Source organism: Xenorhabdus yunnanensis (assembly GCF_028598805.1).
Taxonomy (GTDB): domain Bacteria; phylum Pseudomonadota; class Gammaproteobacteria; order Enterobacterales; family Enterobacteriaceae; genus Xenorhabdus; species Xenorhabdus yunnanensis.
The window spans coordinates 25,199-50,899 of record NZ_JAQRFI010000020.1 but is presented as its reverse complement, the minus strand read 5'-3'; the positions used below and the strand labels follow the sequence as shown (position 1 = coordinate 50,899).

The following is a 25,701-nucleotide window of genomic DNA, read 5'->3' as shown; positions in this document are numbered from 1 at the left end:
AATTCACTTCTCACTTCAGGATGTCACCATGGATTATCAGCTGAATCTGGACTGGCAGGCGTTTTTGCAAAATCATTGGCAAAAACGACCATTGCTGATTAAACAGGGTTTCCATCAGTTTATTGATCCCCTTTCTGCCGATGAACTGGCGGGATTGGCGATGGAAAATGAAATCGATAGCCGTTTGGTTAGTCAGAAAAATGGACGCTGGGAAGTTTCCCATGGACCATTTGAAACCTACGACCATTTAGGCGAAAAAGACTGGTCTTTGCTTGTACAAGCGGTTGACCATTGGCATCTCCCCTCTTCTGCACTCATGAAACCATTCCGCGTACTTTCTGATTGGCGTATGGATGACTTGATGATCTCTTTCTCGGTATCCGGCGGCGGTGTTGGCCCCCATCTTGACCAATATGATGTTTTTATCATTCAAGGACAAGGCCGTAGACGCTGGCGTGTAGGTGAAAAAACTCCCATGAAACAATATTGCCCTCATCCTGATTTATTACAGGTTGATCCCTTTGAGGCAATTATTGATGAAGAGATGCTACCGGGGGATATACTCTATATTCCACCGGGTTTCCCACATGAAGGCTATGCTATTGAAGATTCACTGAACTATTCAGTGGGATTCCGTGCCCCCAATGCCCGTGAATTATTCAGTGGGTTTGCTGATTATATTCTGGCAAACGAACTAGGAAGTCAGCGCTACAGTGATCCTGAACTGACATTCCGTGATAACCCGGCTCTGCTCCAAACAAACGAGCTGGATACACTGCGTTCAATGATGCGTGAGCTGTTGGAACAACCAGAAACTTTCCAAACCTGGTTTGGTGAATTCGTCTCTCAATCGCGCCATGAGCTGGATCTGGCACCACCTGAACCACCTTATGAAAGCGACGAAATTTATGATTTGCTGAAACAAGGCGAAGAATTAAATCGATTGAGTGGCTTGCGCGTCCTGCGTGTTGGCGATCAATGTTTCGTCAATGGAGAATTGATGGATACTCCTCATATCCATGCCGCTGATGCTCTTTGCCAATATGATAAAGTCAATGCTGAGCTTCTGGGTGATGCTATTAATGATGTTCGATTTGTCAGCCTGCTTACTGCTTTGGTCAATAGTGGTTATTGGTATTTTAATGATTAATCTGAACAAAGGGGCAAAATTGTCCCTTTGTTTTTCCCTGTCGGAATTAATATCAAATTAGGATTAATATTGATAGTACCGATATTTAATAAAACACGCTGCAATATAAATCATAACCTATTGATTTAAAATATTAAATATACCTTTGCAATTACTCAGTAAACACATTGTTTTCGTGACTTGCCATCAGTTCAGCAATCCGCATAATAACGTCAACTGCCTGCTCCATGCCTTCCAGTGATATAAATTCGTGCTTACTGTGATAATTATATCCGCCTGTAAAAATATTCGGACAAGGTAAGCCACGATAAGATAACTGTGCGCCATCAGTACCACCACGAATCGGCTGGATTACAGGCTCAATATTACAATCCAGCATCGCTTGCTTAGCAATGGCAATAACATGTGGATATTTCCGCACCTCGCTACACATGTTGTAATAATTGTCATCAATCGCCAATTCAATATAGCAGTCTGGATGCAATCCTTTTCCTACATTTTCCGCAATAGCAAAGATGTTCTTTTTGCGCTTTTCAAAATTAGCACTGTCAAAATCTCGGATGATGTAGTGCATCTCTGCGCGCTCGACGGTGCCTTTCATACTCTGCAAATGATAAAAACCTTCATGGCCTTCCGTCTGTTCAGGCGTTTCTTCGGGAGGCAAAGCGTGATGAATTCTCATTGCAAGTGCCAACGCATTAACCATTACTCCCTTGGCACTTCCCGGATGAACCATGTTGCCCACAATCTTAATTGTCACTGATGCAGCATTGAAATTTTCAAATTCCAATTCTCCTACACCACCGCCATCAATGGTATAGGCCCATTCTGCACCAAAAGCCTCTATATCAAAATAATGCGCCCCCCTGCCAATTTCTTCATCCGGCGTGAATGCAATCCGAATATCACCATGTGGAATATTTTTCTGTTTTAAACGTACCATAGCGGTAATGATTTCGGCGATCCCAGCTTTACCGTCAGCACCTAGCAGTGTTTTCCCATCAGTTGTAATTAATGTTTTTCCCAACAAACTATGTAATACAGGAAACATGACTGGCGACAACACTTCATCTCCCATACCTAATGCAATATCGCCACCACGGTAGTTTTCCACAATTTGAGGATTAACATGCTTACCAGGAAAATCTGGGGAGGTATCGAGGTGTGCAATAAAACCAATGATTGGAACTGGTTTCACAATATTTGATGGCAATGTTGCCATAACACATCCCCGTTCATTGAACGTAGTATCAGAAAAGCCAAGTTGGATCAGTTCCTCATATAACGCCTTGGCAAGATCCAATTGACCGTCACTACTGGGAATAGTTTTAGCGGATGGTTTTGATTGGGTATTAAATGCAATATATTTTAAAAAACGATCTAATAATCTATCCATTTTCTCCCCCTAAATCATGTGGATTCATTATGAAGAAGATGGATAGAGTAATTATTGAGTCAAATCAGCTTTTATCTACCTTCATCTGCTGAATTAAGGATTCAACATATTGAGGGACAATTTGACTGGCATGACCATAATGCTTTTCATCGAATAAATTTTCGACTTGGCTGGGTTCAAGATTCAACTCAACAGTATGTGCTCCAGACAATTTAGCTTCATGCACAAAACCAGCAGCGGGATAAACGTGGCCCGATGTTCCGATAGCAATAAAAATATCGGCATCAGCTAAAGCAGAATAAATCTGCTCCATGCCTAATGGCATTTCCCCAAACCACACTATATGAGGACGCAGGGGTGAAGGGAATTGGCAACAATGGCAACGATCTTCTATGGTTAGCTCCGTTGTCCACTCAATCACCTGTCCAGACTGACAACACCGAACTTTCAGCAATTCACCATGCATGTGCAGAACACGATGACTTCCTGCTCGCTCATGCAGATCATCAATATTCTGTGTCACCAACAGAAAACGGTCACCAAGCTGATGCTCGAGTTCCACCAGAGCATCATGTGCAGCATTGGGTTGGATTTCCGGTTGTCGGAGCTGCCCTCGACGCGCATTGTAAAATGTCTGCACAATTTCAGGATCACGCAGGAAACCTTCAGGAGTCGCAACATCTTCGACGCGATGCTCTTCCCATAGACCATCGGAAGAACGAAATGTTCGAATGCCTGACTCAGCAGAAATTCCTGCTCCCGTCAGCACCACCACATAAGGTTTTTCTATTTTATTTGCCAATCGGATATCCCTGTAAAAGTTTTGTCTATGTAATCGCTGACGCCGTAATAGCCTGAATCGATAAAACTTACTGCGCTGATAAAGAACCCGCTATACCATAGCGCGCTTAAATACGCTTTGATACTTTGACACCCTATTGACCACTCAGAATTCGTGCTGGATCAAGTTTACTGGCCCGACGGGCAGGATACCAACTAGCCAATAAGCTTAATACCAATGCTGTAAACAGAACATAAACAACATCAATAAAATGTAATTCTGATGGCAAAAAATCGATAAAATAGATATCTCCTGAGAGAAGTTGGTGTCCAAGCAGCTTTTCTAACCCTTTAATGATAGTCGTTAGATTTAATGATATAAAAACCCCGACAACTACACCAATTATGCTGCCTATCATGCCTGTCAGTAATCCATACCATAAAAAAATCCTCCTGATATGCTTATCTTTGGCACCCAGCGTGCGTAAGATAGCGATGTCGCTGCTTTTATCCTTCACTGCCATAATCAGCGTTGAAATAATATTAAAGCAAGCAACACCAATAACCAGAACCATAGCCAGATACATAATGCCACGTATCATCTGGATATCGTTATACATATAACCGTAATCTTTTACCCATGTGCTGATATACACATATTTCCCCGTGGCATTGCCAGCGTCCCATACACGTTTCTCTGCTGCAAAAACATTATCCGCTTTGATAGCAATACCTGTGATTGCATCACCGTAATCCAGATAGTTCTGGGCATCGGACAAGGGAACAAGGGCCAAACTGTGATCCAACATCCCACTGAGCTGGAAAATACCCGCAACTTGTAAACGGATGCGTTTAGGCTGCAAGAGTTTCAGGCTAGGGTCATTATTGGGAATCATGACAGTCAGCCAGTCACCTTGTTTCACGTGCAATGAATTGGCCAAACCTTGTCCCAAAATCACCTGATGTTTATCTGCCCTAAACGTTTTCCAAGCCTCATTACGCACAAACTGAGGTAAGGTACTAACATTCGTCTCGGTATCCAGATCTACACCACGCACCTGTACAGCTTTGAGTTTTTCTCCACGCTCCATCAGGCCAGTAAACTCAACATAGGGGGAAGCTCCTGCAATACCCAGTGTCTGTTTTACCCGTTTAAGTGCAGTTTGCCAATCCTGAAAAGGCTGCTCCACAGCGTAAATTTGCCCATGTGGAACGACGGAAAGCACCCGGTTTTTCAGTTCCCGTTCAAAACCGTTCATGGCACTCAGGCCAATAATCAGCACCGCAACACCCAGCATGATGCCCAGCATCGAAATAACAGAGATCAGAGAAACCATGCCTGAACGACGACGACCTCGGCTAAAGCGTAACGCGGTAAATAATGCAAGAGGGAGATTTACCATTACATCTCCCTCGTTAGGGTTAATTCATCCTGTAAATATCCATCACGCATTTCTACCTGACGTGCCAGTTGTCTGGCTAATTTCAGATCATGGGTTACAACTAGAAATGCTGTACCTTGCTGTTGATTCAATTCTTGCAAAAGTTCAAATACACTGTCTGCATTCCGCTGGTCAAGGTTACCAGTTGGTTCATCCGCCAATACCAATGAAGGTTCATTTACCAGTGCCCGCGCAATCGCGACACGTTGACGTTCTCCCCCTGACAATTCAGATGGCCGATGATGTGCCCGATTTTCCAACCCAACTGCTGCCAGCATATCCAGCGCTTTTTGTTGGGCGTGGCGTTTTTGACCCCCAATCAAAAGTGGCATCGCAACATTTTCCAACGCAGTAAAATCAGGTAATAAATGATGAAACTGATAAATAAAACCAATTTCTCTGTTACGTAGTTCTGCTCGCGCAGACGAAGACATTTGGTTAAGTGATTGTCCCTTGAAAAAGACTTCACCTGTCGTCGGTGAATCCAAACCACCAAGCAAATGCAAAAGCGTACTTTTACCAGAACCTGAACTGCCGACAATTGCCATTATTTCTCTTTGTTGCATGGAAAAAGTGACATTCTTCAACACCTCTGTAGAAACTTTTCCTTCCTGATATTTTTTACACAGGTGATGACACAGCAATAAAGGGTGATTACTCATAACGTAAAGCCTCAGCAGGTTGGATGGCAGCCGCGCGCCAGGAAGGGTATAAAGTCGATATTAAAGAGATCAGCATGGCACTGATAGCGATCATCATCACTTGCATGGTATCAATCGCAACAGGTAATTGAATGCCCTCCGCCAGCAGGCCGATAATCGGCATGAAATTATTTAGCTGGCTGGAAAGCAGCACGCCCAATCCTGTCCCCAGTAAAGCACCGATGATGCCTGCTCCCGCACCTTGGATCATAAAGATTGTCATTACCTGACGGCGAGTCAGCCCTTGCGTCTGCAAAATAGCAACTTCGCCCTGTTTTTCCATCACCAGCAAAGAGAGGGAAGTAATAATGTTAAAAGCAGCTACGGCAATAATCAGGCTCAGCAGTAACCCCATCATATTTTTTTCCATGCGAACTGCCTGAAAGAACTCTCCTTTGCGTTCGCGCCAATCTTTCCATACCAGCCCTTCAGGAAGAGACTGCTGGCTTAATTTATCAACTGATAGCGGTTGATCGAGGTATAAACGCCAGCCTGTAATATTGCCAACGGGATAGCGTAACAATCTGGCTGCATCCTGTTGATTAACTAGCATTCCCGTGCCATCGACTTCACTGTTGGCAAAAAATGTGCCCGCTACGGTGAATAAACGCTGGCTGGGAATTCTGCCCATCGGCGTTAACTGGCTGGCACTCGGCACGATGATGCGGATCTGATCACCACGTTTTACCCCCAATTTTACCGCCAATTTTTCTCCCAGAATGACAAAATAATGTCCAGGTTGTAGCTGGCTTCGATCAACATTGACAAGATGTTTTGCCAATGGCGCATATTCATCCTGATTAATACCCAACATAACGCCAACGCCAACATTGTGAGGGCTCTGTAATACCACATCCCCTTGCACGATGGAGGTAATGCGATTAACACCTTTTAGACCCGCAAGCTGACTACTCGGATACTCAACCGGGTTAATAAAGCCTTTTTCCGACGTAATGATAGCCTGTGGCATAAAACCTAAGATGCTACTTTCCAATGAACGTTCGAAGCCGTTCATCACTGACAATACTGTAATCAATGCTGCCACTCCCAGCGTAATACCGATAGCTGACAGCCATGAAACAAAACGGCTAAATTTATCGACCGCTCGCCCGCGCATATAGCGCAATCCTATAAATAATGAGACAGATTGGAACATGAAATCCGCCGTATCAAAGAAGTTTATTTAGAAACAATAGATTAATGAAAAATTCCATCTTCTATTTCTATTTATGAACGTAAGTTATGTATAAACTAAAATCTATCTTAGTTGACTTCACTGCTGGCTACATACTATCACCGTTTTACCGATTTTTGCTTACTCCCCTTTCAAATCCTATCGTATTGTTGTTTATTCATCATTCATTAATTAGTAATTTAATTATTAATTATTGTTTATGTATTTTGATATTGAATAGGTCATTGGTAAAGGCATGATGTATGACATCGGTATCAATAATAAACAATTTAAAACGTAACATGAGGAGAAACTCAAAATGACTATAAAAAACGCTACAAAAAATTACCGAACACTTCACTGCAAGTACCAATTATTCCGGTAACTGGCATCTATAAAGCATTCACAAATATCGAAACTAGGAAAAAGTTATGAATGCCTCAATCATTATAATCATTTTATTGATGTTATTTCCTTGTCTAGCCAATGCTGGCGATTTAGCCAAGGAAAATGAAACAGCAACTGCACGCTTCTTCAGTAATCTGCTTGAAACCAATGATCCGGATATTGCAGAGCTAACTATGGCAATGAAAATGATGCCTAAAGGCGCAGATATCCATATTCACTATTCTGGCGCAATATACGCAGAGACCTATCTTGATTGGGTTGGCGATAAAGGATATTGCATTTATGATCGGTCTGACCTGAAACTTAAAATCGAAGCTTATCGAATAGAAATGCGTCCAAAGAATCAGCTCCCATGGGAAAATCAGCAATCCTGTCTCGATAAGAATGAAGTCATCACAAACAATGTTTTCTACCGAAAATTGTTGGAGGCATGGTCAGACAGTGATTTCCATAATTATTATCACACTGAGGAAGCTCCGGACCAGCAATTTTTTGACACCTTTAGTTATTTCAGCCAGTTATCAAATCAGAACTTAGCAGCAGGGCTTGATAAATTAAAAATTCGGGCTAAACATGAAAATGTTCAGTATCTGGAAATAATGTTAAAAAAGGCACCTTCTTTTGAATACCCAGATCTTGCTAAAGCGCTTGATGAGTTAGATCCAGATGCCGATGAAAATATCGTTTTCTCAGCGCTAACGCCCTATGCGGAATTCATGGCTAATGATCCACTTGTTACGAAAGGAATATCTGATTATATCCAAACTGAAGAAGCAGCTATCTCAGGGATGGACGATGATGAATTTCGTATTCGGCTCCAATCCTATGCCTTTCGTGGTGCACCACGCGCCACTGTATTCTCAAGTTTATATTCCGCATTCTCAGCGGCGCATGCCAGCAAAAAAATTGTCGGTGTAAATATTGTTGGACCAGAAAACAGTTACATCTCAATTCGTGACTATAAGTTACACATGCTGATGTTCAAATATCTAAAAGAACTTTTCCCCAATGTTCATTTATCTCTGCATGCGGGTGAGTTAGCTAACGGAATGGTTCCGCCAGAGAGGCTGGAAAATCACATTCGATACGCTGTAGAGATCGCAGGGGCAAATCGGATAGGCCACGGCGTTGATATTCCCAAGGAAGTGAACGCACTGGAATTACTCCAGTTACTGAAAGAAAAGGAAATTCCTGTCGAAATTAACCTGACTAGTAATGACTTCATTCTTGGTGTCAAAGGAAACGAACATCCGATAAAACTGTATCAACGTTATGGAGTCCCTTTCGTGATATCAAGCGATGACCCGGGCGTTTCTCGTATTGACTTAACTCATGAATTTGTAAATTTTGCCACAAACTACAAACCATCATATACAGATATCAAAAAAGCAGTATTTAATAGCATTCGATACTCTTTCCTAACCTCAGAGGAGAAATCGGCAGAGCTGAAGGATCTGCAATCCAGATTTTTGATTTATGAATCAGAGATTGCAAGAGTAGAAAAAACGGTGCACAAAGATGCGCATACGCTGGTAGAGTTGGATTAATGGCCTTAACAAATGAAAGAGACTTTCCCTTGATTTGGTTACTATATTAGTTTTCCGTGCCATCATGGGGAGTAACCAAAATATGACAGGGGAATCATTATGCCCATCGCAACTATTGGAGGATTCATATAAAAAACTATCTTTTCTGACTGCAAACGTTGATGTTAAAGGGTTATACCCCATGAGGAATATCTGTAAATCGTACTGGATATTGATATCCGTTTAGCGAACGAGAATCTCATGCTCGTCTTTCATAAGAATCAGAATCAATAGATGATTCATCATGACCGTTTATAGTACCGCAGTCTTATCCCTTGACTTCAATGATGAACCGCTCAGAAAAAAACAAACCGGGGAAGCCCTTATAGTACTTTGCGATCCGTTTTCTGAGATGACCCCATATTCACGAGTCATTTTCGCTGAGCATCACCCAACTGAAATCGGATCATGGGAAAATAGCCGTGATCCGATAACCACAGCGAAAAAAACCTCATGAACATCATATCAGATATATTTGATTAATTTTTAATAACAAATAAATTTTTGTAACTTTTTTGAAAACATTAAAGATCATTATTTACTCAAAGAGGATATGAAATATAATTTTTATTATATTCTATAACAAGTTATTTTAAACAAAAGAGTAAAATAGAAAAATAAATAAAAGAGACAATGAATAAATTATACTAATTAAGCAAAGTCAGAAATATTAAAAAAATTCAAACAAAAAAAATAAAATTGATAATTTATAATCTGTTGTGTTTTTGTTGATGAGTTTATGGTTATATTCGAATATACCCAATGAATTTCAAGGTGCGTCGCGGCGGTAAGGGAGCGAATCAGCGAATCCTTGGGGGGCATATAGATAACTCTATGTTCATAACAACGCTGACTGGGGTGAGTGAGCGCAGCCAACAAAGAGGCAATTTGAAAGGCAAAGGGTATACAAACTATGCGTTTAAAATTATTATCAATCAGCTCAGGAGAGATTGACTATGAAAAATACAATCAAAATTGTTGTTAAAGTAAAAGATAAAGAATCTACTTGTGGTAATTATAATAAATAGAGAGTAAATCCTCTCTATGTTTAACATAGAGAGGATTTTATAAGGAGTTAGTGAGATGATGAAATTAGCTTGTAGTTTTAACCCTGCATTTGAAAGTAACAAATTAAAAATGTCCATCTCATGGAACTAGGATTTTCGGCCTACGAAAAAATGATGCATCAGTTTAATCAAAAAACCCATAAAAAAACCACTCCTATAGAGTATGCAAAGAACTATCTAAAAAAAATCATAAAGAATGAAATTGAAAATCTCAATGAAATATTAGCTAGCCTTAAAATCAATGAATGTAAATTATTTGATTATTGGTTTTCTTACATAGAAAAGAAAGGCTACCGAATTTCTCTCTCAGAAGATGAAATGGACACTATCATTACTAAAAAGTCAAAATATATTATTCATTCATTTTCCGAATTCATTGAGGAATTACAAATATGAAAGTAGGCGTTAATTGGTCTGGTCAACGAGAACTTCCTGTTTTAATATAATTATTAAAAAGCAATGAAGTGAATTTCATTGAGATTTTGGTTGATAACTTTCTTAACACAGATCCTGATTCAATATTAAGAATATTGAATGGCAGAGCCTGTGCATTTCACATTATGAACTCACAATTTTTACATCGATCAGAAATTCATCTTAATATGGTAGAAAGGTTGATCAATAAATTGGCAAAAGCATTAAATCCTCTCTATTTTTCTGATCATATTGGCATCTTCTTCATAGAAGATAAAGCTACGCCACAGATGCTAGAAATCAATTATGAACGTGATTTTGATTGGGTGAGTGAGAGAATAACATTATGGCAATCAATGCTGGGTGCTTCATTGCTGATAGAAAATTATCCATCTGTACTTTACCAAACATACTCACAGTCAGTTTTCTATCAACAGCTAATGAATAAAACCGGATGCCAATTACTTTTTGATATTTCAAACGCTGTAGTTGCAGAAAAAAATGGCAATGAATTAAAAGAAAATTGGCTTCCCTTACTATCTAACTCTCAACATTATCATATTGCAGGTTTTGAACCTTGCACAACTGAAAGTTTTTTTATAGATACCCACAGTACCTGCATTAATTCAGAATCTGAAATATTCCTAGAAAAAATAATTCAATCCAACAATATTGAAACAATCTCTGTAGAGCGTGATGATAATTTCAATGTATCTGATTGGTCCCAAGACATACAAATGGTCAGCAGGTATTCTCATGCGTGAAATATTTTACAAATCTGTTATTAATCCCGCAAAAAAATATTCCATGAGTTTACTGGAGATACAATATCGAGATTTAGTTATTGATGCTTCTAGATATTTGATTAAAAGTGCATCTCCTAACATTATCCATTCGTTAAAAATTGATGATAATAATTTTTATTATGAATTTATTTCATGGTGTTATGAAAATGATGAACACACAGACTGGCGCATAGGAGTTTCTCTAGTAAAATACTTAAATAAAATCAATTTATCTGTAGGAACAAAAATAAAGGAAGAGTTGTTGTTCTTATCTTGCTAACAATGGACATATATGAATAAATCAGAAAAAAAATTATCTCAATTTTATATAACGAAATGAAAAATAAATTGTTTTGTGCTAAAAAATCGACTCAGGCAGATCAATTTCGTGAGGTTTTTTATATAGAAATAGATGAATGTGATTATATTATTGGTCAACATTATTTCTTTTTTTTTGAATTAGATGAAGAAGATGAAATTCAAAAACAATTAGGGAATAAAAAATGAAAAACGGCTTTATTTCAAGAGCACTAATCATATCATCAACCCGTTTTATCGCGTTATCATTGCCTCTGTGCGATATGATTATGTTAGGGCATCAAGGAAATGAATACGTAAAAAACTTCTCTGTTGCGGCACAACTTAGCCAAGTATTTGTCATTTTATCAATAATGTTAAGTATTGGGATAAATATAGTAGTTGGAAAATCACACCAAGAAAAGAAAAAATACATTCAAGGTGTCTTTAGGTACTCAATCTATCTCGCTACCTGTCTTGTTATCATCAGTTTGATAATAACCCCTGTTTTTCATAATCATATTGATATACTTAATGTTTACCTTATTTTTAGTATTAGCATTTTCCCTTTATGCATTTACATTGGCTTTGCAAACATACTAGAAACCATTAAGTTAGAAAGAAAAATTCTTATTATTACTCTATATAGTTCAGTTGCAAACGTGATCTTGAACTATGCTCTTATTAACTGGATGAATAACAGCGCGATAGCCGTTTCATTATCAATCTGTTTTATCCGGATATTGATATTATTCCCTGTAGTTAATTTACTACTGAAACAAAAAATAAAATTATCCCCCAAAAAAATACCTGGATTAAACAAAGAAATATTCATTTTAGGACGAAGCGCTGCAATAACTAGCCTCTGTTTTACTGGGGGATTATCTATTTTAGTTATGTATATTACAAATAATATGAAATCCGAATATTCAGCATTTTTTGGTTTGGCTTTAAACTTTATGAATACTATTTCTGTTATTTTTGTTGGAATGGCAATATCACTAACCATTTCATTATCAAAAAACAATGAAAATATTGAAAGCATTACCATTATTAATATTAAAAAATCCATGTTGTATATTACATCATTCTCGTTGTTATTCTACCTGATTACACCACTATTGCCTTATGTTTATTTAGGTAATGAAAATAAAATGCTGACTCAATTTTTTGTCTTATCGATAGGTGTAGTTGCGTTTGATGGCATAGCTCAAACATTCATTTCAACATTGCTAGTATATGGCATGTCACAACTTCCTCCACTATTCAGATTATCATTGGTATTCATCGGAATTCCAATGTCATTTTTCTTTACCATTGATGAAAATCCGATAGCTAATATCATAAAATTTATGATATTAGGTAATATGCTAGCGAGTGTATTTTGCATCATTTATTTTATAAAATGTTTTCCCCAAATCAAAAAAACACGAACAAATAGCCATTGAATTTAATGGACAATATATGAATTGTACTAAAAGATGCAAAAAAGTAATCATTTCATCCTTAACTACCGCACTAATCCAAGTAGAAAAACGGAAATAATACACTTAACAGATACCAAAACGGAGGTTTTTTTATCTCCCTTGTTGTTCTTCGTCACCAAATCTTTCATGAGATAGTCAATCATATTGGCAATATCTTAGGGGGTGTTAAGTCAGGGTTTAGAACATGGTTTAAGTTTTCAGAATATTCAGAAAATTGATCTACTTATTGTTTCGTTTTACAGTTTCTTAAATCCTTATCATAGAAAGCGAACAATTATCAACCTAACATATTGTATGAAATTTGCTACTCTCCTGTTGCCAAAGCAAAGTGTAGGAGGATAATAAAGGATAGTTGTACTTTATGGAGCCATGCACATCCCGGTTCTGTTTTTTTACTTTCCCTCAACCTGCCGGCTTATTTTTTACAAGGCTACTGGGTCAAAAGTGTGTTGGGAATGAACTGAATCTTAGAGAACACGTCAAACACTTATGTCAGCAAAATATCGTTATCAACTTCCTGAACGTCGCGGTGATATCCGCCAATTAGGCCATTTGACCGGTGCTGCCTGTGCTGTTGAATGCGCCGCAATCATTGAACGTCACTCAGGGCCAATACTGCTGGTGACAAAAGACATGCAGAATGCCCTTCGATTGCGTGATGAAATCCAACAATTCACTCCCGCACAGATAAATTTGATGTCAGATTGGGAAACCTTACCCTATGATAGTTTCTCTCCCCATCAAGAAATCATCTCCAACCGCCTATCCACGCTGTATCACTTACCATTTATGACGAAAGGAGCGTTAATCCTCCCTGTCAATACATTGATGCAACGAGTCTGCCCACATGAGTATCTCAAGAAGCACGCTTTGGTCATGCACAAAGGACAACACCTTTCCCGTGGTAAATTGCGTGCAGAATTAGAACACGCCGGTTATCGCAGTGTTGAACAGGTGCTTGAACATGGTGAGTTTGCAACGCGTGGAGCTTTGTTTGATCTATTTCCTATGGGCAGTGAATATCCTTATCGAATTGATTTTTTTGATGATGAGATCGATAGCCTGCGTACCTTTGATGTAGATACCCAACGAACGCTGGCAGAAGTGGAAAAAATCAGTTTATTGCCTGCCCATGAATTCCCCACTGACCAAGATGCGATTGAACTATTTCGCAGCCAATGGCGTGAACAGTTTGAAGTCCGTCGTGATGCTGAACATATTTATCAGCAAGTCAGTAAAAAAGTGTTACCAGCCGGCATAGAATATTGGCAACCGTTATTCTTTAAACAACCCTTGCCTACTCTCTTTGATTATCTGCCCGAAAATACGCTGCTAATCACGCAGGATTTCATCAGTGCTGCGGAGCGGTTTTGGCAGGATACAAAACTGCGATTTGAAAGTCGTGGAGTTGATCCCATGCGCCCGCTACTTTCTCCTGAGCGGATCTGGTTGCCAGTCAATAATCTATTCTCAGAATTAAAAAACTGGCCTCGTGTTCAAGTTAATAACGAAGCACTCCCCCAAAAAGCAGGAAATACCAATTTCGCTTACCAAATTTTGCCTGATCTATCGGTTTCTGCACAGCAAAAAGCTCCTTTGGATAAATTACGCCATTTTATGGAGCAGTTTAACGGTAAGATTGTATTCTCAGTGGAAAGTGAGGGACGTCGTGAATCTGTACAAGAATTGTTATCACGAATCAAAATTAACCCAATAAAAATAAGCCAACTAACAGATGCTGATAAACCCGGTCATTTCTTAATTATTGGGGCATCAGAGCACGGTTTTATTGATGAGGACAATAAACTCGCGCTTATTTGTGAAAGTGACATGCTTGGAGTGCGGGTCAGCCGTCGCCGCCAGGATAATCGGCGCACTATCAATACCGATACGCTAATCCGCAATCTCGCAGAGCTACGACACGGTCAACCTGTCGTACACCTTGAACATGGTGTTGGGCGTTATCAGGGGCTGACAACGCTGGAAGCAGGTGGTATCAAGGCAGAGTATCTTATCCTTATCTATGCAGGAGAAGACAAACTGTATGTGCCAGTTTCCTCTCTTCATCTCATAAGCCGTTATGCTGGTGGTGCAGAAGAAAGTGCTCCGCTGCATAAGCTGGGTGGAGAGGCATGGAACAAAGCTCGCCAGAAAGCAGCCGAAAAAGTACGTGATGTTGCCGCCGAATTATTGGATGTTTACGCACAACGCGCCGTTAAACCGGGTTTTGCCTTCAAGCAAGATAGTGAACAATACCAACTGTTCTGCCAAAGTTTTCCGTTTGATACAACGCCTGATCAAGAACAGACCATCAACGCGGTGTTTGATAATATGTGTCAACCCATTGCCATGGATCGGCTGGTATGTGGCGATGTCGGTTTCGGGAAAACAGAAGTAGCAATGCGCGCTGCATTCCTGTCCATCATCAACAATAAACAAGTCGCAGTTCTTGTGCCAACAACCTTATTGGCACAGCAGCATTATGATAATTTCCGCGATCGCTTTGCTAATTGGCCTGTACACATCGAAGTTATGTCACGCTTTCGTAGTGCAAAAGAACAACAGCAGGTCATTGATATGGCTGCGGAAGGAAAAGTGGATATCATTATTGGCACCCATAAACTTCTACAAAGTGATCTGTGCTGGAAAGATCTCGGTTTGTTAATCGTTGATGAAGAACATCGCTTCGGGGTTCGCCATAAAGAACGCATTAAAGCTATTCGGGCAGATGTCGACGTGCTGACACTTACCGCAACGCCAATTCCCCGTACACTCAATATGGCAATGAGTGGCATGCGCGATCTATCCATTATCGCCACTCCCCCTGCCCGTCGTTTGGCGGTAAAAACTTTTGTGCGCGAATATGATAGCCTCGTGGTACGTGAATCTATCCTGCGCGAAATTTTGCGTGGTGGGCAAGTTTACTATCTGTATAACGATGTTGAAAACATTGAAAAGGCAAAAGCTCGACTGGAAGAATTGGTTCCTGAAGCCAGAATCGTTGTAGGGCATGGGCAAATGCGTGAGCGTGATTTGGAACGCGTTATGACGGATTTCCATCACCAACGTTTTAATGTGCTGGTGTGTACCACTATTATTGAAACAGGGATTGATATTCCCAGTGCCAATACCATCATCATTGAACGTGCGGATCATTTTGGTTTAGCTCAGTTACACCAATTGCGAGGACGTGTCGGACGTTCCCATCATCAGGCTTATGCTTATTTGCTGACACCACATCCAAAAGCCATGACTGGCGATGCACAAAAACGTCTGGAAGCCATTGCATCTCTCGAAGATTTAGGAGCTGGTTTTGCGCTGGCTACTCACGATTTGGAAATAAGGGGAGCCGGCGAATTACTGGGGGAAGACCAAAGTGGACAGATGACCAGCATCGGGTTCACTCTCTATATGGAATTATTGGAAAGAGCCGTTGATGCCCTCAAGAATGGGCGAGAGCCTTCACTGGAAGATCTCACTAATAATCAGACTGAGATCGAATTGCGTATGCCAGTGCTCTTACCTGATGATTATATTCCGGATGTCAACATACGCTTGTCTTTCTATAAGCGCATCGCTAACGCACAAGATAATGCCGAATTGGATGAACTGAAAGTCGAACTTATTGATCGATTTGGTCTTCTGCCCGATCCGGGACGCCAACTGTTGCAGTCAGCGTCCATTCGCCTGATCGCTCAACAACTCGGTATCAAACGCATTGAAGCACATGAAAAAGGCGGTTTCATTGAATTTAGCAGTAACAATAAAGTCGATCCGAATTATCTGATCGGCTTGTTACAAATGCAGCCCAATGTTTACCGATTGGATGGGTCATCTAAATTGAAATTTATTACAGACTTAACCGAGAGAGTCGCCCGTTTATCTTTTATTCAGCAATTATTAGAAAATTTCGATCAACATAAAAGCGATGCCTGATAGGGTTTAAAAAGTGATGTCGCGGTTGCACTATTTTGCCAATACAGTTTGTCAGTATATAACGTCATGTTCATGCGAACAGCACGCAAAATAGTGCAACCTTTTTTATTTAATCTACAACTTAACTTTGGTGATAATTATGACATAACTTCCAGTATTGCTGATAATGGGTTATTCTTCCGAAAAGTGCAATAATGCAGAAGGCGCGCTTAATGGGGTTTGAAGCCTTAATTTATTCACGTTTCCATCTCCGCAGATGGAGGGGATCAGCCACACTGTCACCTGATGTTTTCTGTCCGCATCAATGATGCTATTCGCAGTGACTCTGAACAGTATTTCCGACGTTATAACCCCAAAAAGCCCAAACACGGGGGCTGTCAGGAAACCTATTCCGGACTGACCATTGAAACCCGTAAAGCACGTCTGATGCAGCTTCGTGAGAACTGGCAGAATACCTGCAACCAGCATCTTGAACGTGCACAGCGCCCGGAACGCATCGCGGAAGAAATCCAGAATACGACAAAGGCACTGATTGTCGCCGGCTGTCAGACTCGCGATGAAGAGCTAAGGCAACTCAGAGAACGTACACAACGACTGAATGACGCGGCAACGCAATACCTTCATGTACTGGAGAGTGGCGGTGGTTGGCACACTGTTTTTCCTGAAAAGATTTATCTTTATCCTGGTTTAGGAAAACATGAAAAACTATAAACTTAGTAGGAGACGTACTTGAAGACGGAACAAAAATGGATTCATGAATACAATATTTGGTTTTATGCACTATTCGGAACGGCAGTAGGTGCAGGAACCCTGTTTCTCCCTATACAATTAGGACTATCCGGACCACTTGCTATGTTGGTTATGCTATTGATAGCATTCCCATTTACCTATTACCCTCACCTAGGTCTTGCACGTTATATCATTACCAGCAATTCCCATTCTCCCACATTACTCAGTGCAACCAAACAATATTACGGGATCAGGATAGCTCGTATCATAAACTTTTTTTACGCACTAACTTTCCTGCTTATTATTTTTGTTTATGCAATATCTATCACCAACTCCGTTAACATTTTATTGCAGCAATTTTGGCAGATTCAGTTTCCACGAACACTGACAGCGTTTATGGTAGTTCTAGGGTTACACCTAATTTTCTTATTGGGTAAAAAAATCACACTGAAATTCATGGGCGTGTTAGTGCTTCCACTCATTCTTTACCTGCTGACATTATCTGTAACGCTTGTATTTCAATGGGATAGTGCAAACATTAAACATCTTATCAGTAATATTCATACTGATCTGGATTCAATGAGAGCACTTTGGTTACTAATGCCAGTTATGGTATTCTCTTTCAGCCACACCCCAATCATGTCTACTTTTTCTAACTACTGTAAACGAGCCTATACAACAGATGCGGAATACCACATTAAACAGATTGTAAAACCCACTTATGCGCTAATCTGCATAGTCATTTTGTTCTTTGTATTTAGTTGTGTTTTAACGTTATCACCTCAGGAAATACAGGCAACCAAAGACAACAATATTACCATTCTCAGCGCGATCGCGCAGAAAGAGGGCTTGTATTGGATAGCAATAACGGCAACCCCTGTTGCTATCATTGCTATGACAAAATCATTCTTAGGAACTTACTTTGGGGCATTGGAGGGAGTCAGAGGATTAGTCGGAGCATTGGAGAGTAAAATTCTCCATCATAAAGAAAATAAAGTGCGTGATAAGTTGATCGGCATGGCTATTATTTTTTTCCTTACTTTAATGATTACTATCTGGAATCCGAATACTCTGAACGTTATCGCAGGCATCACTGGGCCTATGATTGCGCTTATTTTGTTTATTTTACCGTCTCTATCAACGTACTTGGTTGAACCACTACGACCCTATCGTTCTTTTTCTAATTTGATGGTTCTATTAGTCGGCCTTGGTAGTTTTGGTATTGCTGTTTTTAACCTTTTTAGCTGACAGCCATTCTCAATGGGGTTTCTGAAAATAATCGAATCCCCATGCTTTCATTATGACTATATCTGGGAACTGAAAAATCTGGGATTCTGGTGCATACACTCTATAAAACGTATTCCGCTTCTCCCGAATGCTGAAATTTCAGATATCTATGATAATGCAATGATTAAAAGCAAGTGAACTTTTCGAGGGAATGGGTACAACCCCCATAAACGCTGACTTCCCGTCTGCAAAAATCGTTAACCATCATGGTGAATAAAATTTCTCCTAATTTAACTTGCAGCGAAAACATGCTACTTTTTGCTCCACATACTGCTAAGAGGCAAAAGAAGATCATTATTGTGAATATGATTTCAGAATTAACTGGCCTTTCTCATTTAAAGGGATAGTATCATCAGGTTTGTATTCTATCCTGACTTTCCCTGGCACCTCTCCAATGACATAATTTACGTCATACGCGACAACACGTGGTTTCTTAAAACTAAATTCTGTGCAATTTTTTAATACTGAATGGGTTAAAGCAGGATATTCCCTCTTTACTTTCAAATGATCAAGAAGAGTTAAAATACGATATTCATATTCAATCGAACTATTACCTGAAATATCGTTTACTGTAGCAGGGATGGGAAACACTGAAATATGACAATAGGATTGACGAACAACAACCGTTGATTTGATAGGATTCGAAGATAATACTTGCGCAACGCTAGGACGTGGAGATTCAAAACAAAACGTTGCGGTTGCCCCAATGATGGCAACAATAGTAATTATAGAACCCATTATGTACAGTCTTTTATTTCGTTTAACCACATAGCACCTTGATATATTAAGAATTTTCCACACAATTTGATTGGAAAAATATTTTCCAAATATTTGAAGGTAGCTAAAAATGCGCCAAATTCATTATTTGAGAAAAATCCTATTCCATTAATATAATAAAATCATGAGTCATTTGTCCACATGCAAGTTGCCACATAAAAATGTACATTCAAGCCCCACCGCTTCTGTTTCCATATAATCCAAAGCAAAAATAGCAAATAAAAAATGAACAAATACAGCCAACTTAGCGAAAATACAAAAAATAAAAGATACATACCATTTTTAATATCTCTAATACTACAGACTGGGAAAAATTCTGATACTACAGTAATCTGACTAAAACTCACCTTATTGCAACGATTAACTAAATCTACTGATAACTTATTAAGTTATCGACTAATTAGGTATGCATAGCTAAGTCAATTAAGCATATCTTGGATACTAGATCAATATAATTACAGCTCATTATTTAATAATTTATCACATATAACAATAATAAGTTAACTAAAGCTAAATCTGTATTTAATCTAAATGTAGTCTCACTCATCATAATAAATGATTTAGATAAGTTTAGGGAAGAATAATTATGATATGTATAACAATTAATATAATAGAGAGATAAATGGCTCATCTCAATTAATTACTTTAAGACGAGCCATTTTCTAGCTGATTAGTGCAATTTCAGTCGTGGACGAATCACGCGATTAATTCCTCCAACCAACATCATCAAGCCTGTTTTAATATATCCATGTAAAGCTACCTGATGCATACGATACAAAGAGATATAAACAATACGGGCAATACGGCCTTCAACCATCATTGAACCACGCATCAAGTTCCCCATCAGGCTACCAACAGTACTGAACTTAGATAATGAAACCAATGAGCCATGATCTTTGTAAACATACTCTTTCAATGGTTTTTCATTCAACAATGCCAAAATATTGTCATAGCAACGGCTTGCCATCTGGTGAGCCGACTGGGCACGAGGAGGAACAAAACCACCCTCTTTTTTCGGGCATGATGCACAATCCCCAATGGCAAAAATACGCTCATCCAGTGTGGTTTGCAAAGTCGGCTTCACAACTAATTGATTGATACGGTTTGTTTCCAGTCCACCAATATCTTTCATAAAGTCAGGTGCCTTAATTCCCGCAGCCCAAACCATCAGAGAAGCTTTAATCTGCTCACCATCTTTTGTATTCAACCCATGCTCATCAGCACGGGTCACCATAGTCTTGGTTAATACCTTAACACCCAGTTTAGTCAATTCTTGATGGGCCGCACTGGAAATTCGTGTTGGCAATGCAGGCAGGATCCGCTCTCCCGCTTCAACCAAAGTCACATTCAAGGCATCTGAATTCAGGCTTTCAAAGCCATAGCTGTTAAATTGCTTAACCGCATTATATAGTTCCGCAGAAAGCTCTACGCCAGTCGCACCACCACCAACAATTGCGATATTCACTTTTTCTTCTGCACATTGATTTGCAGAATATTTCAGGAACAAGTTTAACATCTCATTGTGGAAACGATGTGCCTGTTGTGGGTTATCAAGGAAAATACAGTTTTCCTTCACACCAGCCGTACCAAAATCATTAGACTGGCTGCCCAGTGCCATGACAAGAATGTCGTAAGCCAGCTCACGCTCTGGTACCAACAAATCACTGCCTTCATCACGGATTTCTGCCAGAGTAATTTTTTTCTCCTCACGATTGATATTCGTGAGTGTACCTAGCTGGAAATTGAAATAATGATTACTTGCATGAGCCAAATAACTCAATGCATCAACACCATCATCAAGGGAACCTGTTGCTACTTCATGTAATAATGGTTTCCATAGATGGCTGTTGTTGCGATCTACCAAAGTAATTTCGGCTTTTTCCTTACGCCCTAATTTATGTCCCAAACGCGTTGCCAGTTCTAAACCACCAGCGCCCCCACCAATAATGACAATTCTTGTCTTTGGCGTTGTCATGACTACCCCACTGAAAATACAACTAATGTTATGTAAGGTGCTAAACTCGTTCTTTTGAGTAAAAAATCTTGAATAACGTCCTTAAATAACATCAGGCTAAACAAATTTCATACTGCAAATATCTTCAGAATATCATGGCAGGTCAGTTGGTCATACCAAAAATAACGCCAATCAAATTCTTTTGATTAATTAGACATCAATCACAAAAATTACACACTGATTTTCAATTAATTGGATATAAATCAGGTTTATGAATAATTAACGTTGTAAATGTTAATGTTATGTGAATGCAATTTTTTGAGTATATCAAACCAGACTGTTAAGAAAATATTGAAGGGGAAAGTATTGGGAGAAAGTTGGGGAAAATTGCGAAAAAGGAATAGAAACACCAACGGTGATCCCATTCCTGTTTTATTGAGAAAAATTTACAAAATCGAATAATTATTCACATCTTAGCCATTTTTCACACAAACCATGTAATGCCTGATTAGCCTTTTGCCAACGTTCAGATTTCTGTAATTCTTCCAAGCTAAATTGTTTGCCTTGATGATATAATCGTTTGACTTTAGGCGAGTCAATCATCGGAAGGTTATCCAACACACTGACTGCTCCTTCTCGATTGTTGCACACCAAAATCATGTCACAACCCGCATTCAATGATGCCTTAGCCCGTTCGGCATAACTGCCCATCACCGCCGCGCCTCCCATGGACAAATCATCAGAAAAAATGACACCTTCAAATCCCAATTGCTCGCGGAGTATAGATTTCAACCAATATGGTGAACCACTTGCAGGACGGTGATCTATCTGAGGATAAATAACATGAGCAGGCATAATGGCATCCAGTAATTTACGTTGAATGAAATCACGGAAAATCAACATATCATGGCAGTTAATGGCATCCATTAAGCGGTTATCCCTTGGCGTTTCTTTATGGGAGTCTGCTGTCACTGCCCCATGTCCCGGAAAATGTTTCCCTGTCGACTTCATTCCCGCAGAATGCATACCTTTGATAAATTTTTCTGCCATTACCATTGCTGGTTCAGGCTTTTCGTGAAATGAGCGTTCACCAATTGCTGTACATTTATGCCCCAAATCCAATACTGGCGCAAAACTGATATCAATATCCATTGCGATCATTTCTGATGCCATCAACCAGCCAGATTCTTCTGCCAGATGTGCCCCCATTTGCATGTCATGTACACAAGCAAAAGATTGTGCCGCAGGTAGACGCGTAAAGCCCTTATGAAAACGCTGAACACGCCCTCCTTCCTGATCAACCGCAACTACCAGACGATGGCGGGAGGCCGCGCGAATTTGATGAACTAATTCACGTAATTGCTTTGTATCGTGGAAATTGCGGGTAAATAAAATTAAACCGCCCACTAATGGATTCTGTAGAATTTCGCGTTCTTCGCTATCCAATTCATAGCCAACAACATCTAACATTACTGGCCCCATAGCATTCCTCACTTCTCTTTATTGAATTGAAAATTTGTTCCACCAGCGCACAATGCTGGTTTAAATTCATTACGACAGTTTAAAAGCTTGGCGCAAAGGATACGCCAGCAATAAAAATTGTTGTTCTTTTGTCTGCTGCCAGCGCACTTCATACCACATCAGCATCATATAGCTGACCCACGGCTCCCATCGCTTAATTTGTTGCTGCAATAATTGGGGATTTGAATATCCTGATGCTTGGGTACAGTAATAATCCAAAAAAGTTTGTTGCTGCATCTCATCCCATTGATTTCCCGTAAACAATACAGCCAATGAAAAACCGATATCGACATCCGCAGCATACTCCCAATCAATCAATTTTAACCCTTCTTCGGTCATTAATAGATTATCAGAGTGAACATCCATATGAGCTGGGGCTATCTTTAAAGCGGCAGGCATTTTGGTTGCCATAAAAAATTTATGTAAACGCAACCAACGAGGAGATAGGCGTTTTCTGTCAATCTGCTGCCACTGGAATGCAATTTGTTTTTTTAATTGAAGCGGATAACCCAATGGAGAATTACTATGAAGAATAGCAAGTGTTTGAGCCAATGATTGCTGCAAAACTGGCTGCCCCAATGTATCTGGTTCTATTTGTGTTCCAGTAAGCCATTCAAGCAATAACCAGGTTCCGTGCATAGCCACCACTTTAGGCGCAACACCTGTAGAAGATAACCGACGTAAGATCTGGTTTTCTCGTTGACGATCTACACCAAGCGTCTCACTATGCGGTGTTTGGGTGCGTCCAACCATCTGACGCACTCCATTTGTAATAAGACTATTTGCAATATAGTAACTTGCCTGCGTCAGGCCCGTTAATGGCCTAATTTCCCACGATTCTGCCGGAATATCAGGCCATAACTGCCACAACACTTTTAACAAAGAATGACCATAACAAAGAGTGATCATTAATTAACGTCGCCACGACCTGACCAGAGTATCTCGCCAGTTTTAACCAGCATTAACTGCATTTCCAGGTTACGCTGACTATGATTGTTAGAGACAAAGGAATAGAGAACATAATCGGCATTTAAATAACGTGCCAATCCAATAGACTTACTGCGCAACCCCAAGCTATCTTCCGATGACAATCCCAGTGCCAATCTAGCCACATGGACTCGGGACTTCGGTACAATCTGAAAAACCTGTTTGTTACTGATTGCATCTGTGATCGCATCTGTGGCTTTCAGAATTCGCAATGAGCCATTAGTGTTGTTCTTGACAGAATCAACAAGCAGTAATTTCCCCGCTTCCAAACCATTAGCACTAACCATCTGATCAACTAATGGCTGAACAATATTATTCCAATTAATAGTCTGAATCTTAGGGGGTTGGGAAACCTTTTCTGATGGCTCTACCGATGGTTCCGGTTTTTTATCTGGCTCCGTCGGTGTAATAGGAGCAGGCTGCTGTGTTACTGGCAATACACAGCTCGCCAGCAACATTGCTGATAACATCACAAAGAGAATTCTTTTCATTAATCTACCCTAATTACATCGCTACCTTGTACCGATACTCGTCAATTAGATTATTCTGTCAGCTTATTATTTTGCTAATAGCGGTCCTAATAGACGACCACCAACCAAATGCATATGAATATGGAAAACTTCCTGCCCTGAATGACGATTACAGTTCATAATCAAGCGGTAACCATCTTCTGCAATACCTTCCTCTTTTGCTATTTTCGCCGCTACGGTAAATAGACGCCCCAAAGCAAGTTCATGATCAGCGGTAACATCATTAACCGTTGGGATCAATATATTAGGTATGATCAGAATATGTGTTGGTGCCTGAGGGGAAATATCACGGAATGCTGTTACTAAATCATCCTGATAAATAATATCTGCAGGAATTTCTCGACGAATGATTCTACTGAAAATAGTTTCTTCTGCCATCTCACTTCTCCTTTATTATCATGAAAGATGAACAATTATTAAAGGCGGGTACTGAATCTAAATGTTAAACCCTAAACCCAAATACTGATACTTAAAAACACAATGTGTCATGGCTGGTTTAGTTTTCTTTAATATCAATATGAAACAGTTCACAAAAATTTCTTGTCGTCACCGTAGCCAATTCATCAATACTGACACCTTTCAATACTGCCATATATTCAGCAACATCACGTACATAAGCAGGCTGATTCTGTTTGCCACGATGAGGGACAGGCGCCAAATAAGGTGAGTCAGTTTCTACCAGAATGCGATCAAGTGGCACGAATTTTGCCGCTTCTCGGATCTGCTCAGCATTACGGAAAGTAACAATGCCAGAAAAAGAGATATAAAAACCCAAATCCAACAAAGCCCTTGCCGTTTCTTTATCTTCCGTGAAACAGTGCAGTACACCACCACATTCTTGTACTTTTTCTTCCCGCAGTACCATCAATGTATCGTCTCTTGCTTCACGGGTATGTACAATAATCGGCTTATTTAATTTGCGGCCTATACGGATATGTTCACGAAATGAAGTTCTCTGGAGTTCAGCATTTTCTTTCTGATAATAATAATCCAGACCCGTTTCCCCCATTGCGACAACATCTTCATCCGCAGCTAACCGGGCAAGTTCTTCGAAATCGTAACCTTCATCCAAATTCAATGGATGGATACCACAGGAATACGCTACGTTTTCTCGTTTACCAATTAAACCCTTCATTTGCTGGAAACCAGACAACGTCGTTGCCACTGCCAACATATATTTCACATCCCGCTCTGCGGCTTTAGCCACAACATCATCTACACTTTTGTGTAGTATTTCATAATCAAGGCAATCGAGATGACAATGCGAATCAACTAAAAACATAATATGCTCAT

General features: G+C 39.8%; 23 protein-coding genes and 1 pseudogene. 12 read left to right on the top strand and 12 right to left on the bottom strand.

From position 1 onward, the window contains the following. Positions 1–28 precede the first annotated feature (28 nt). Positions 29–1,150, top strand: a complete 1,122-nt coding sequence (locus PSI23_RS10265) for a ribosomal protein uL16 3-hydroxylase (RefSeq protein WP_273554989.1) — start codon at positions 29–31, stop codon at positions 1,148–1,150. Positions 1,151–1,301: 151 nt separating this feature from the next. Here PSI23_RS10265 and pepT read toward each other — a convergent pair whose 3' ends face one another. From pepT to lolC, 5 genes and pseudogenes are all read right to left on the bottom strand, one after another. Beyond that, positions 1,302–2,546 (bottom strand): peptidase T, encoded by a 1,245-nt coding sequence (gene pepT, locus PSI23_RS10260; RefSeq protein WP_273554988.1) that lies wholly within the window; start codon positions 2,544–2,546, stop codon positions 1,302–1,304. 64 nt (positions 2,547–2,610) lie between these two features. Continuing rightward, positions 2,611–3,438: pseudogene (gene cobB, locus PSI23_RS10255) on the bottom strand (Sir2 family NAD+-dependent deacetylase); the annotation flags it as partial. A gap of 43 nt (positions 3,439–3,481) precedes the next feature. Further along, positions 3,482–4,729 carry a lipoprotein-releasing ABC transporter permease subunit LolE gene (gene lolE / locus PSI23_RS10250; protein ID WP_273554987.1) on the bottom strand — a complete coding sequence of 416 codons (1,248 nt, stop codon included), beginning with the start codon at positions 4,727–4,729 and terminating at the stop codon, positions 3,482–3,484. Continuing rightward, positions 4,729–5,430: a lipoprotein-releasing ABC transporter ATP-binding protein LolD gene (gene lolD, locus PSI23_RS10245; RefSeq protein WP_273554986.1), complete on the bottom strand. Its 702-nt coding sequence runs from the start codon at positions 5,428–5,430 to the stop codon at positions 4,729–4,731. Before lolD ends, lolE begins: the two co-directional genes overlap by 1 nt. Further along, entirely contained in the window at positions 5,423–6,625 is a 1,203-nt protein-coding gene (lolC, locus tag PSI23_RS10240; protein ID WP_273554985.1) for a lipoprotein-releasing ABC transporter permease subunit LolC, read from the bottom strand. Before lolC ends, lolD begins: the two co-directional genes overlap by 8 nt. 449 nt (positions 6,626–7,074) lie before the next feature. Here lolC and PSI23_RS10235 point away from each other — a divergent pair, with 449 nt between their 5' ends. The 11 genes from PSI23_RS10235 (at position 7,075) to PSI23_RS10190 (ending at position 18,600) form a co-directional block, all read left to right on the top strand. Continuing rightward, positions 7,075–8,598, top strand: a complete 1,524-nt coding sequence (locus PSI23_RS10235; protein WP_273554984.1) for an amidohydrolase family protein — start codon at positions 7,075–7,077, stop codon at positions 8,596–8,598. Positions 8,599–8,881: 283 nt separating this feature from the next. Further along, entirely contained in the window at positions 8,882–9,094 is a 213-nt protein-coding gene (locus tag PSI23_RS10230) for a hypothetical protein (RefSeq protein WP_273554983.1), read from the top strand. A 499-nt stretch (positions 9,095–9,593) separates the two neighbouring features. Next, on the top strand, positions 9,594–9,665 hold the full coding sequence (gene movA / locus PSI23_RS23465) for a methanobactin-like peptide MovA (protein WP_444876154.1): 72 nt from the start codon (positions 9,594–9,596) through the stop codon (positions 9,663–9,665). Between the two features lie 120 nt (positions 9,666–9,785). Further along, a complete protein-coding gene (locus PSI23_RS10225; protein WP_273554982.1) occupies positions 9,786–10,100 on the top strand; it encodes a hypothetical protein in 315 nt (104 codons plus the stop codon). A gap of 68 nt (positions 10,101–10,168) precedes the next feature. After that, the gene (locus PSI23_RS10220; protein ID WP_273554981.1) at positions 10,169–10,882 is read left to right on the top strand and encodes a multinuclear nonheme iron-dependent oxidase; all 714 of its coding nucleotides are present in this window, start codon (positions 10,169–10,171) and stop codon (positions 10,880–10,882) included. Further along, a complete protein-coding gene (locus tag PSI23_RS10215; RefSeq protein ID WP_273554980.1) occupies positions 10,875–11,183 on the top strand; it encodes a hypothetical protein in 309 nt (102 codons plus the stop codon). The genes PSI23_RS10220 and PSI23_RS10215 overlap by 8 nt, the downstream gene beginning before the upstream one ends. Before the next feature lie 56 nt (positions 11,184–11,239). Beyond that, positions 11,240–11,410 carry a hypothetical protein gene (locus PSI23_RS10210; RefSeq protein ID WP_273554979.1) on the top strand — a complete coding sequence of 57 codons (171 nt, stop codon included), beginning with the start codon at positions 11,240–11,242 and terminating at the stop codon, positions 11,408–11,410. Further along, positions 11,407–12,648 (top strand): MATE family efflux transporter, encoded by a 1,242-nt coding sequence (locus PSI23_RS10205; protein ID WP_273554978.1) that lies wholly within the window; start codon positions 11,407–11,409, stop codon positions 12,646–12,648. The genes PSI23_RS10210 and PSI23_RS10205 overlap by 4 nt, the downstream gene beginning before the upstream one ends. 528 nt (positions 12,649–13,176) lie before the next feature. Beyond that, positions 13,177–16,623, top strand: coding sequence for a transcription-repair coupling factor (gene mfd, locus PSI23_RS10200; protein WP_273554977.1), 3,447 nt, complete (start codon positions 13,177–13,179; stop codon positions 16,621–16,623). 234 nt (positions 16,624–16,857) lie between these two features. Then, positions 16,858–17,334 (top strand): MobA/MobL family protein, encoded by a 477-nt coding sequence (locus PSI23_RS10195; RefSeq protein ID WP_309145412.1) that lies wholly within the window; start codon positions 16,858–16,860, stop codon positions 17,332–17,334. Between the two features lie 18 nt (positions 17,335–17,352). Next, a complete protein-coding gene (locus PSI23_RS10190; protein WP_273554976.1) occupies positions 17,353–18,600 on the top strand; it encodes an amino acid permease in 1,248 nt (415 codons plus the stop codon). Positions 18,601–18,933: 333 nt separating this feature from the next. Here the strand turns inward: PSI23_RS10190 and umoD are convergent, their stop codons facing one another. The 7 genes from umoD to PSI23_RS10155 form a co-directional block, all read right to left on the bottom strand. Further along, positions 18,934–19,407, bottom strand: coding sequence for a UmoD family flagellar biogenesis regulator (umoD, locus tag PSI23_RS10185; RefSeq protein WP_273554975.1), 474 nt, complete (start codon positions 19,405–19,407; stop codon positions 18,934–18,936). Positions 19,408–20,086: 679 nt separating this feature from the next. Next, positions 20,087–21,391: an NAD(P)/FAD-dependent oxidoreductase gene (locus PSI23_RS10180; protein ID WP_273554974.1), complete on the bottom strand. Its 1,305-nt coding sequence runs from the start codon at positions 21,389–21,391 to the stop codon at positions 20,087–20,089. 441 nt (positions 21,392–21,832) lie between these two features. Next, positions 21,833–22,852 (bottom strand): beta-N-acetylhexosaminidase, encoded by a 1,020-nt coding sequence (gene nagZ / locus PSI23_RS10175; RefSeq protein WP_273554973.1) that lies wholly within the window; start codon positions 22,850–22,852, stop codon positions 21,833–21,835. Positions 22,853–22,921: 69 nt separating this feature from the next. After that, positions 22,922–23,800 carry a phosphotransferase gene (locus PSI23_RS10170; RefSeq protein ID WP_273554972.1) on the bottom strand — a complete coding sequence of 293 codons (879 nt, stop codon included), beginning with the start codon at positions 23,798–23,800 and terminating at the stop codon, positions 22,922–22,924. Then, positions 23,800–24,369 carry a penicillin-binding protein activator LpoB gene (lpoB, locus tag PSI23_RS10165; RefSeq protein WP_273554971.1) on the bottom strand — a complete coding sequence of 190 codons (570 nt, stop codon included), beginning with the start codon at positions 24,367–24,369 and terminating at the stop codon, positions 23,800–23,802. The genes PSI23_RS10170 and lpoB overlap by 1 nt, the downstream gene beginning before the upstream one ends. A gap of 66 nt (positions 24,370–24,435) precedes the next feature. Next, on the bottom strand, positions 24,436–24,786 hold the full coding sequence (hinT, locus tag PSI23_RS10160; protein WP_273554970.1) for a purine nucleoside phosphoramidase: 351 nt from the start codon (positions 24,784–24,786) through the stop codon (positions 24,436–24,438). A 118-nt stretch (positions 24,787–24,904) separates the two neighbouring features. Next, positions 24,905–25,690 (bottom strand): metal-dependent hydrolase, encoded by a 786-nt coding sequence (locus PSI23_RS10155; protein WP_273554969.1) that lies wholly within the window; start codon positions 25,688–25,690, stop codon positions 24,905–24,907. Positions 25,691–25,701 lie beyond the last annotated feature (11 nt).

What these genes read in the sequence shown, in the direction of transcription:
- hinT (WP_273554970.1), bottom strand. Translation starts at nt 24,786, where the DNA reads ATGGCAGAAGAAACTATTTTCAGTAGAATCATTCGTCGAGAAATTCCT.
- PSI23_RS10215 (WP_273554980.1), top strand. Translation starts at nt 10,875, where the DNA reads ATGCGTGAAATATTTTACAAATCTGTTATTAATCCCGCAAAAAAATAT.
- PSI23_RS10170 (WP_273554972.1), bottom strand. Translation starts at nt 23,800, where the DNA reads ATGATCACTCTTTGTTATGGTCATTCTTTGTTAAAAGTGTTGTGGCAG.
- nagZ (WP_273554973.1), bottom strand. Translation starts at nt 22,852, where the DNA reads ATGGGGCCAGTAATGTTAGATGTTGTTGGCTATGAATTGGATAGCGAA.
- PSI23_RS10225 (WP_273554982.1), top strand. Translation starts at nt 9,786, where the DNA reads ATGGAACTAGGATTTTCGGCCTACGAAAAAATGATGCATCAGTTTAAT.
- lpoB (WP_273554971.1), bottom strand. Translation starts at nt 24,369, where the DNA reads ATGAAAAGAATTCTCTTTGTGATGTTATCAGCAATGTTGCTGGCGAGC.
- lolD (WP_273554986.1), bottom strand. Translation starts at nt 5,430, where the DNA reads ATGAGTAATCACCCTTTATTGCTGTGTCATCACCTGTGTAAAAAATAT.
- mfd (WP_273554977.1), top strand. Translation starts at nt 13,177, where the DNA reads ATGTCAGCAAAATATCGTTATCAACTTCCTGAACGTCGCGGTGATATC.
- PSI23_RS10230 (WP_273554983.1), top strand. Translation starts at nt 8,882, where the DNA reads ATGACCGTTTATAGTACCGCAGTCTTATCCCTTGACTTCAATGATGAA.
- PSI23_RS10210 (WP_273554979.1), top strand. Translation starts at nt 11,240, where the DNA reads ATGAAAAATAAATTGTTTTGTGCTAAAAAATCGACTCAGGCAGATCAA.
- PSI23_RS10205 (WP_273554978.1), top strand. Translation starts at nt 11,407, where the DNA reads ATGAAAAACGGCTTTATTTCAAGAGCACTAATCATATCATCAACCCGT.
- PSI23_RS10265 (WP_273554989.1), top strand. Translation starts at nt 29, where the DNA reads ATGGATTATCAGCTGAATCTGGACTGGCAGGCGTTTTTGCAAAATCAT.
- PSI23_RS10180 (WP_273554974.1), bottom strand. Translation starts at nt 21,391, where the DNA reads ATGACAACGCCAAAGACAAGAATTGTCATTATTGGTGGGGGCGCTGGT.
- PSI23_RS10155 (WP_273554969.1), bottom strand. Translation starts at nt 25,690, where the DNA reads ATGTTTTTAGTTGATTCGCATTGTCATCTCGATTGCCTTGATTATGAA.
- pepT (WP_273554988.1), bottom strand. Translation starts at nt 2,546, where the DNA reads ATGGATAGATTATTAGATCGTTTTTTAAAATATATTGCATTTAATACC.
- lolC (WP_273554985.1), bottom strand. Translation starts at nt 6,625, where the DNA reads ATGTTCCAATCTGTCTCATTATTTATAGGATTGCGCTATATGCGCGGG.
- PSI23_RS10235 (WP_273554984.1), top strand. Translation starts at nt 7,075, where the DNA reads ATGAATGCCTCAATCATTATAATCATTTTATTGATGTTATTTCCTTGT.
- lolE (WP_273554987.1), bottom strand. Translation starts at nt 4,729, where the DNA reads ATGGTAAATCTCCCTCTTGCATTATTTACCGCGTTACGCTTTAGCCGA.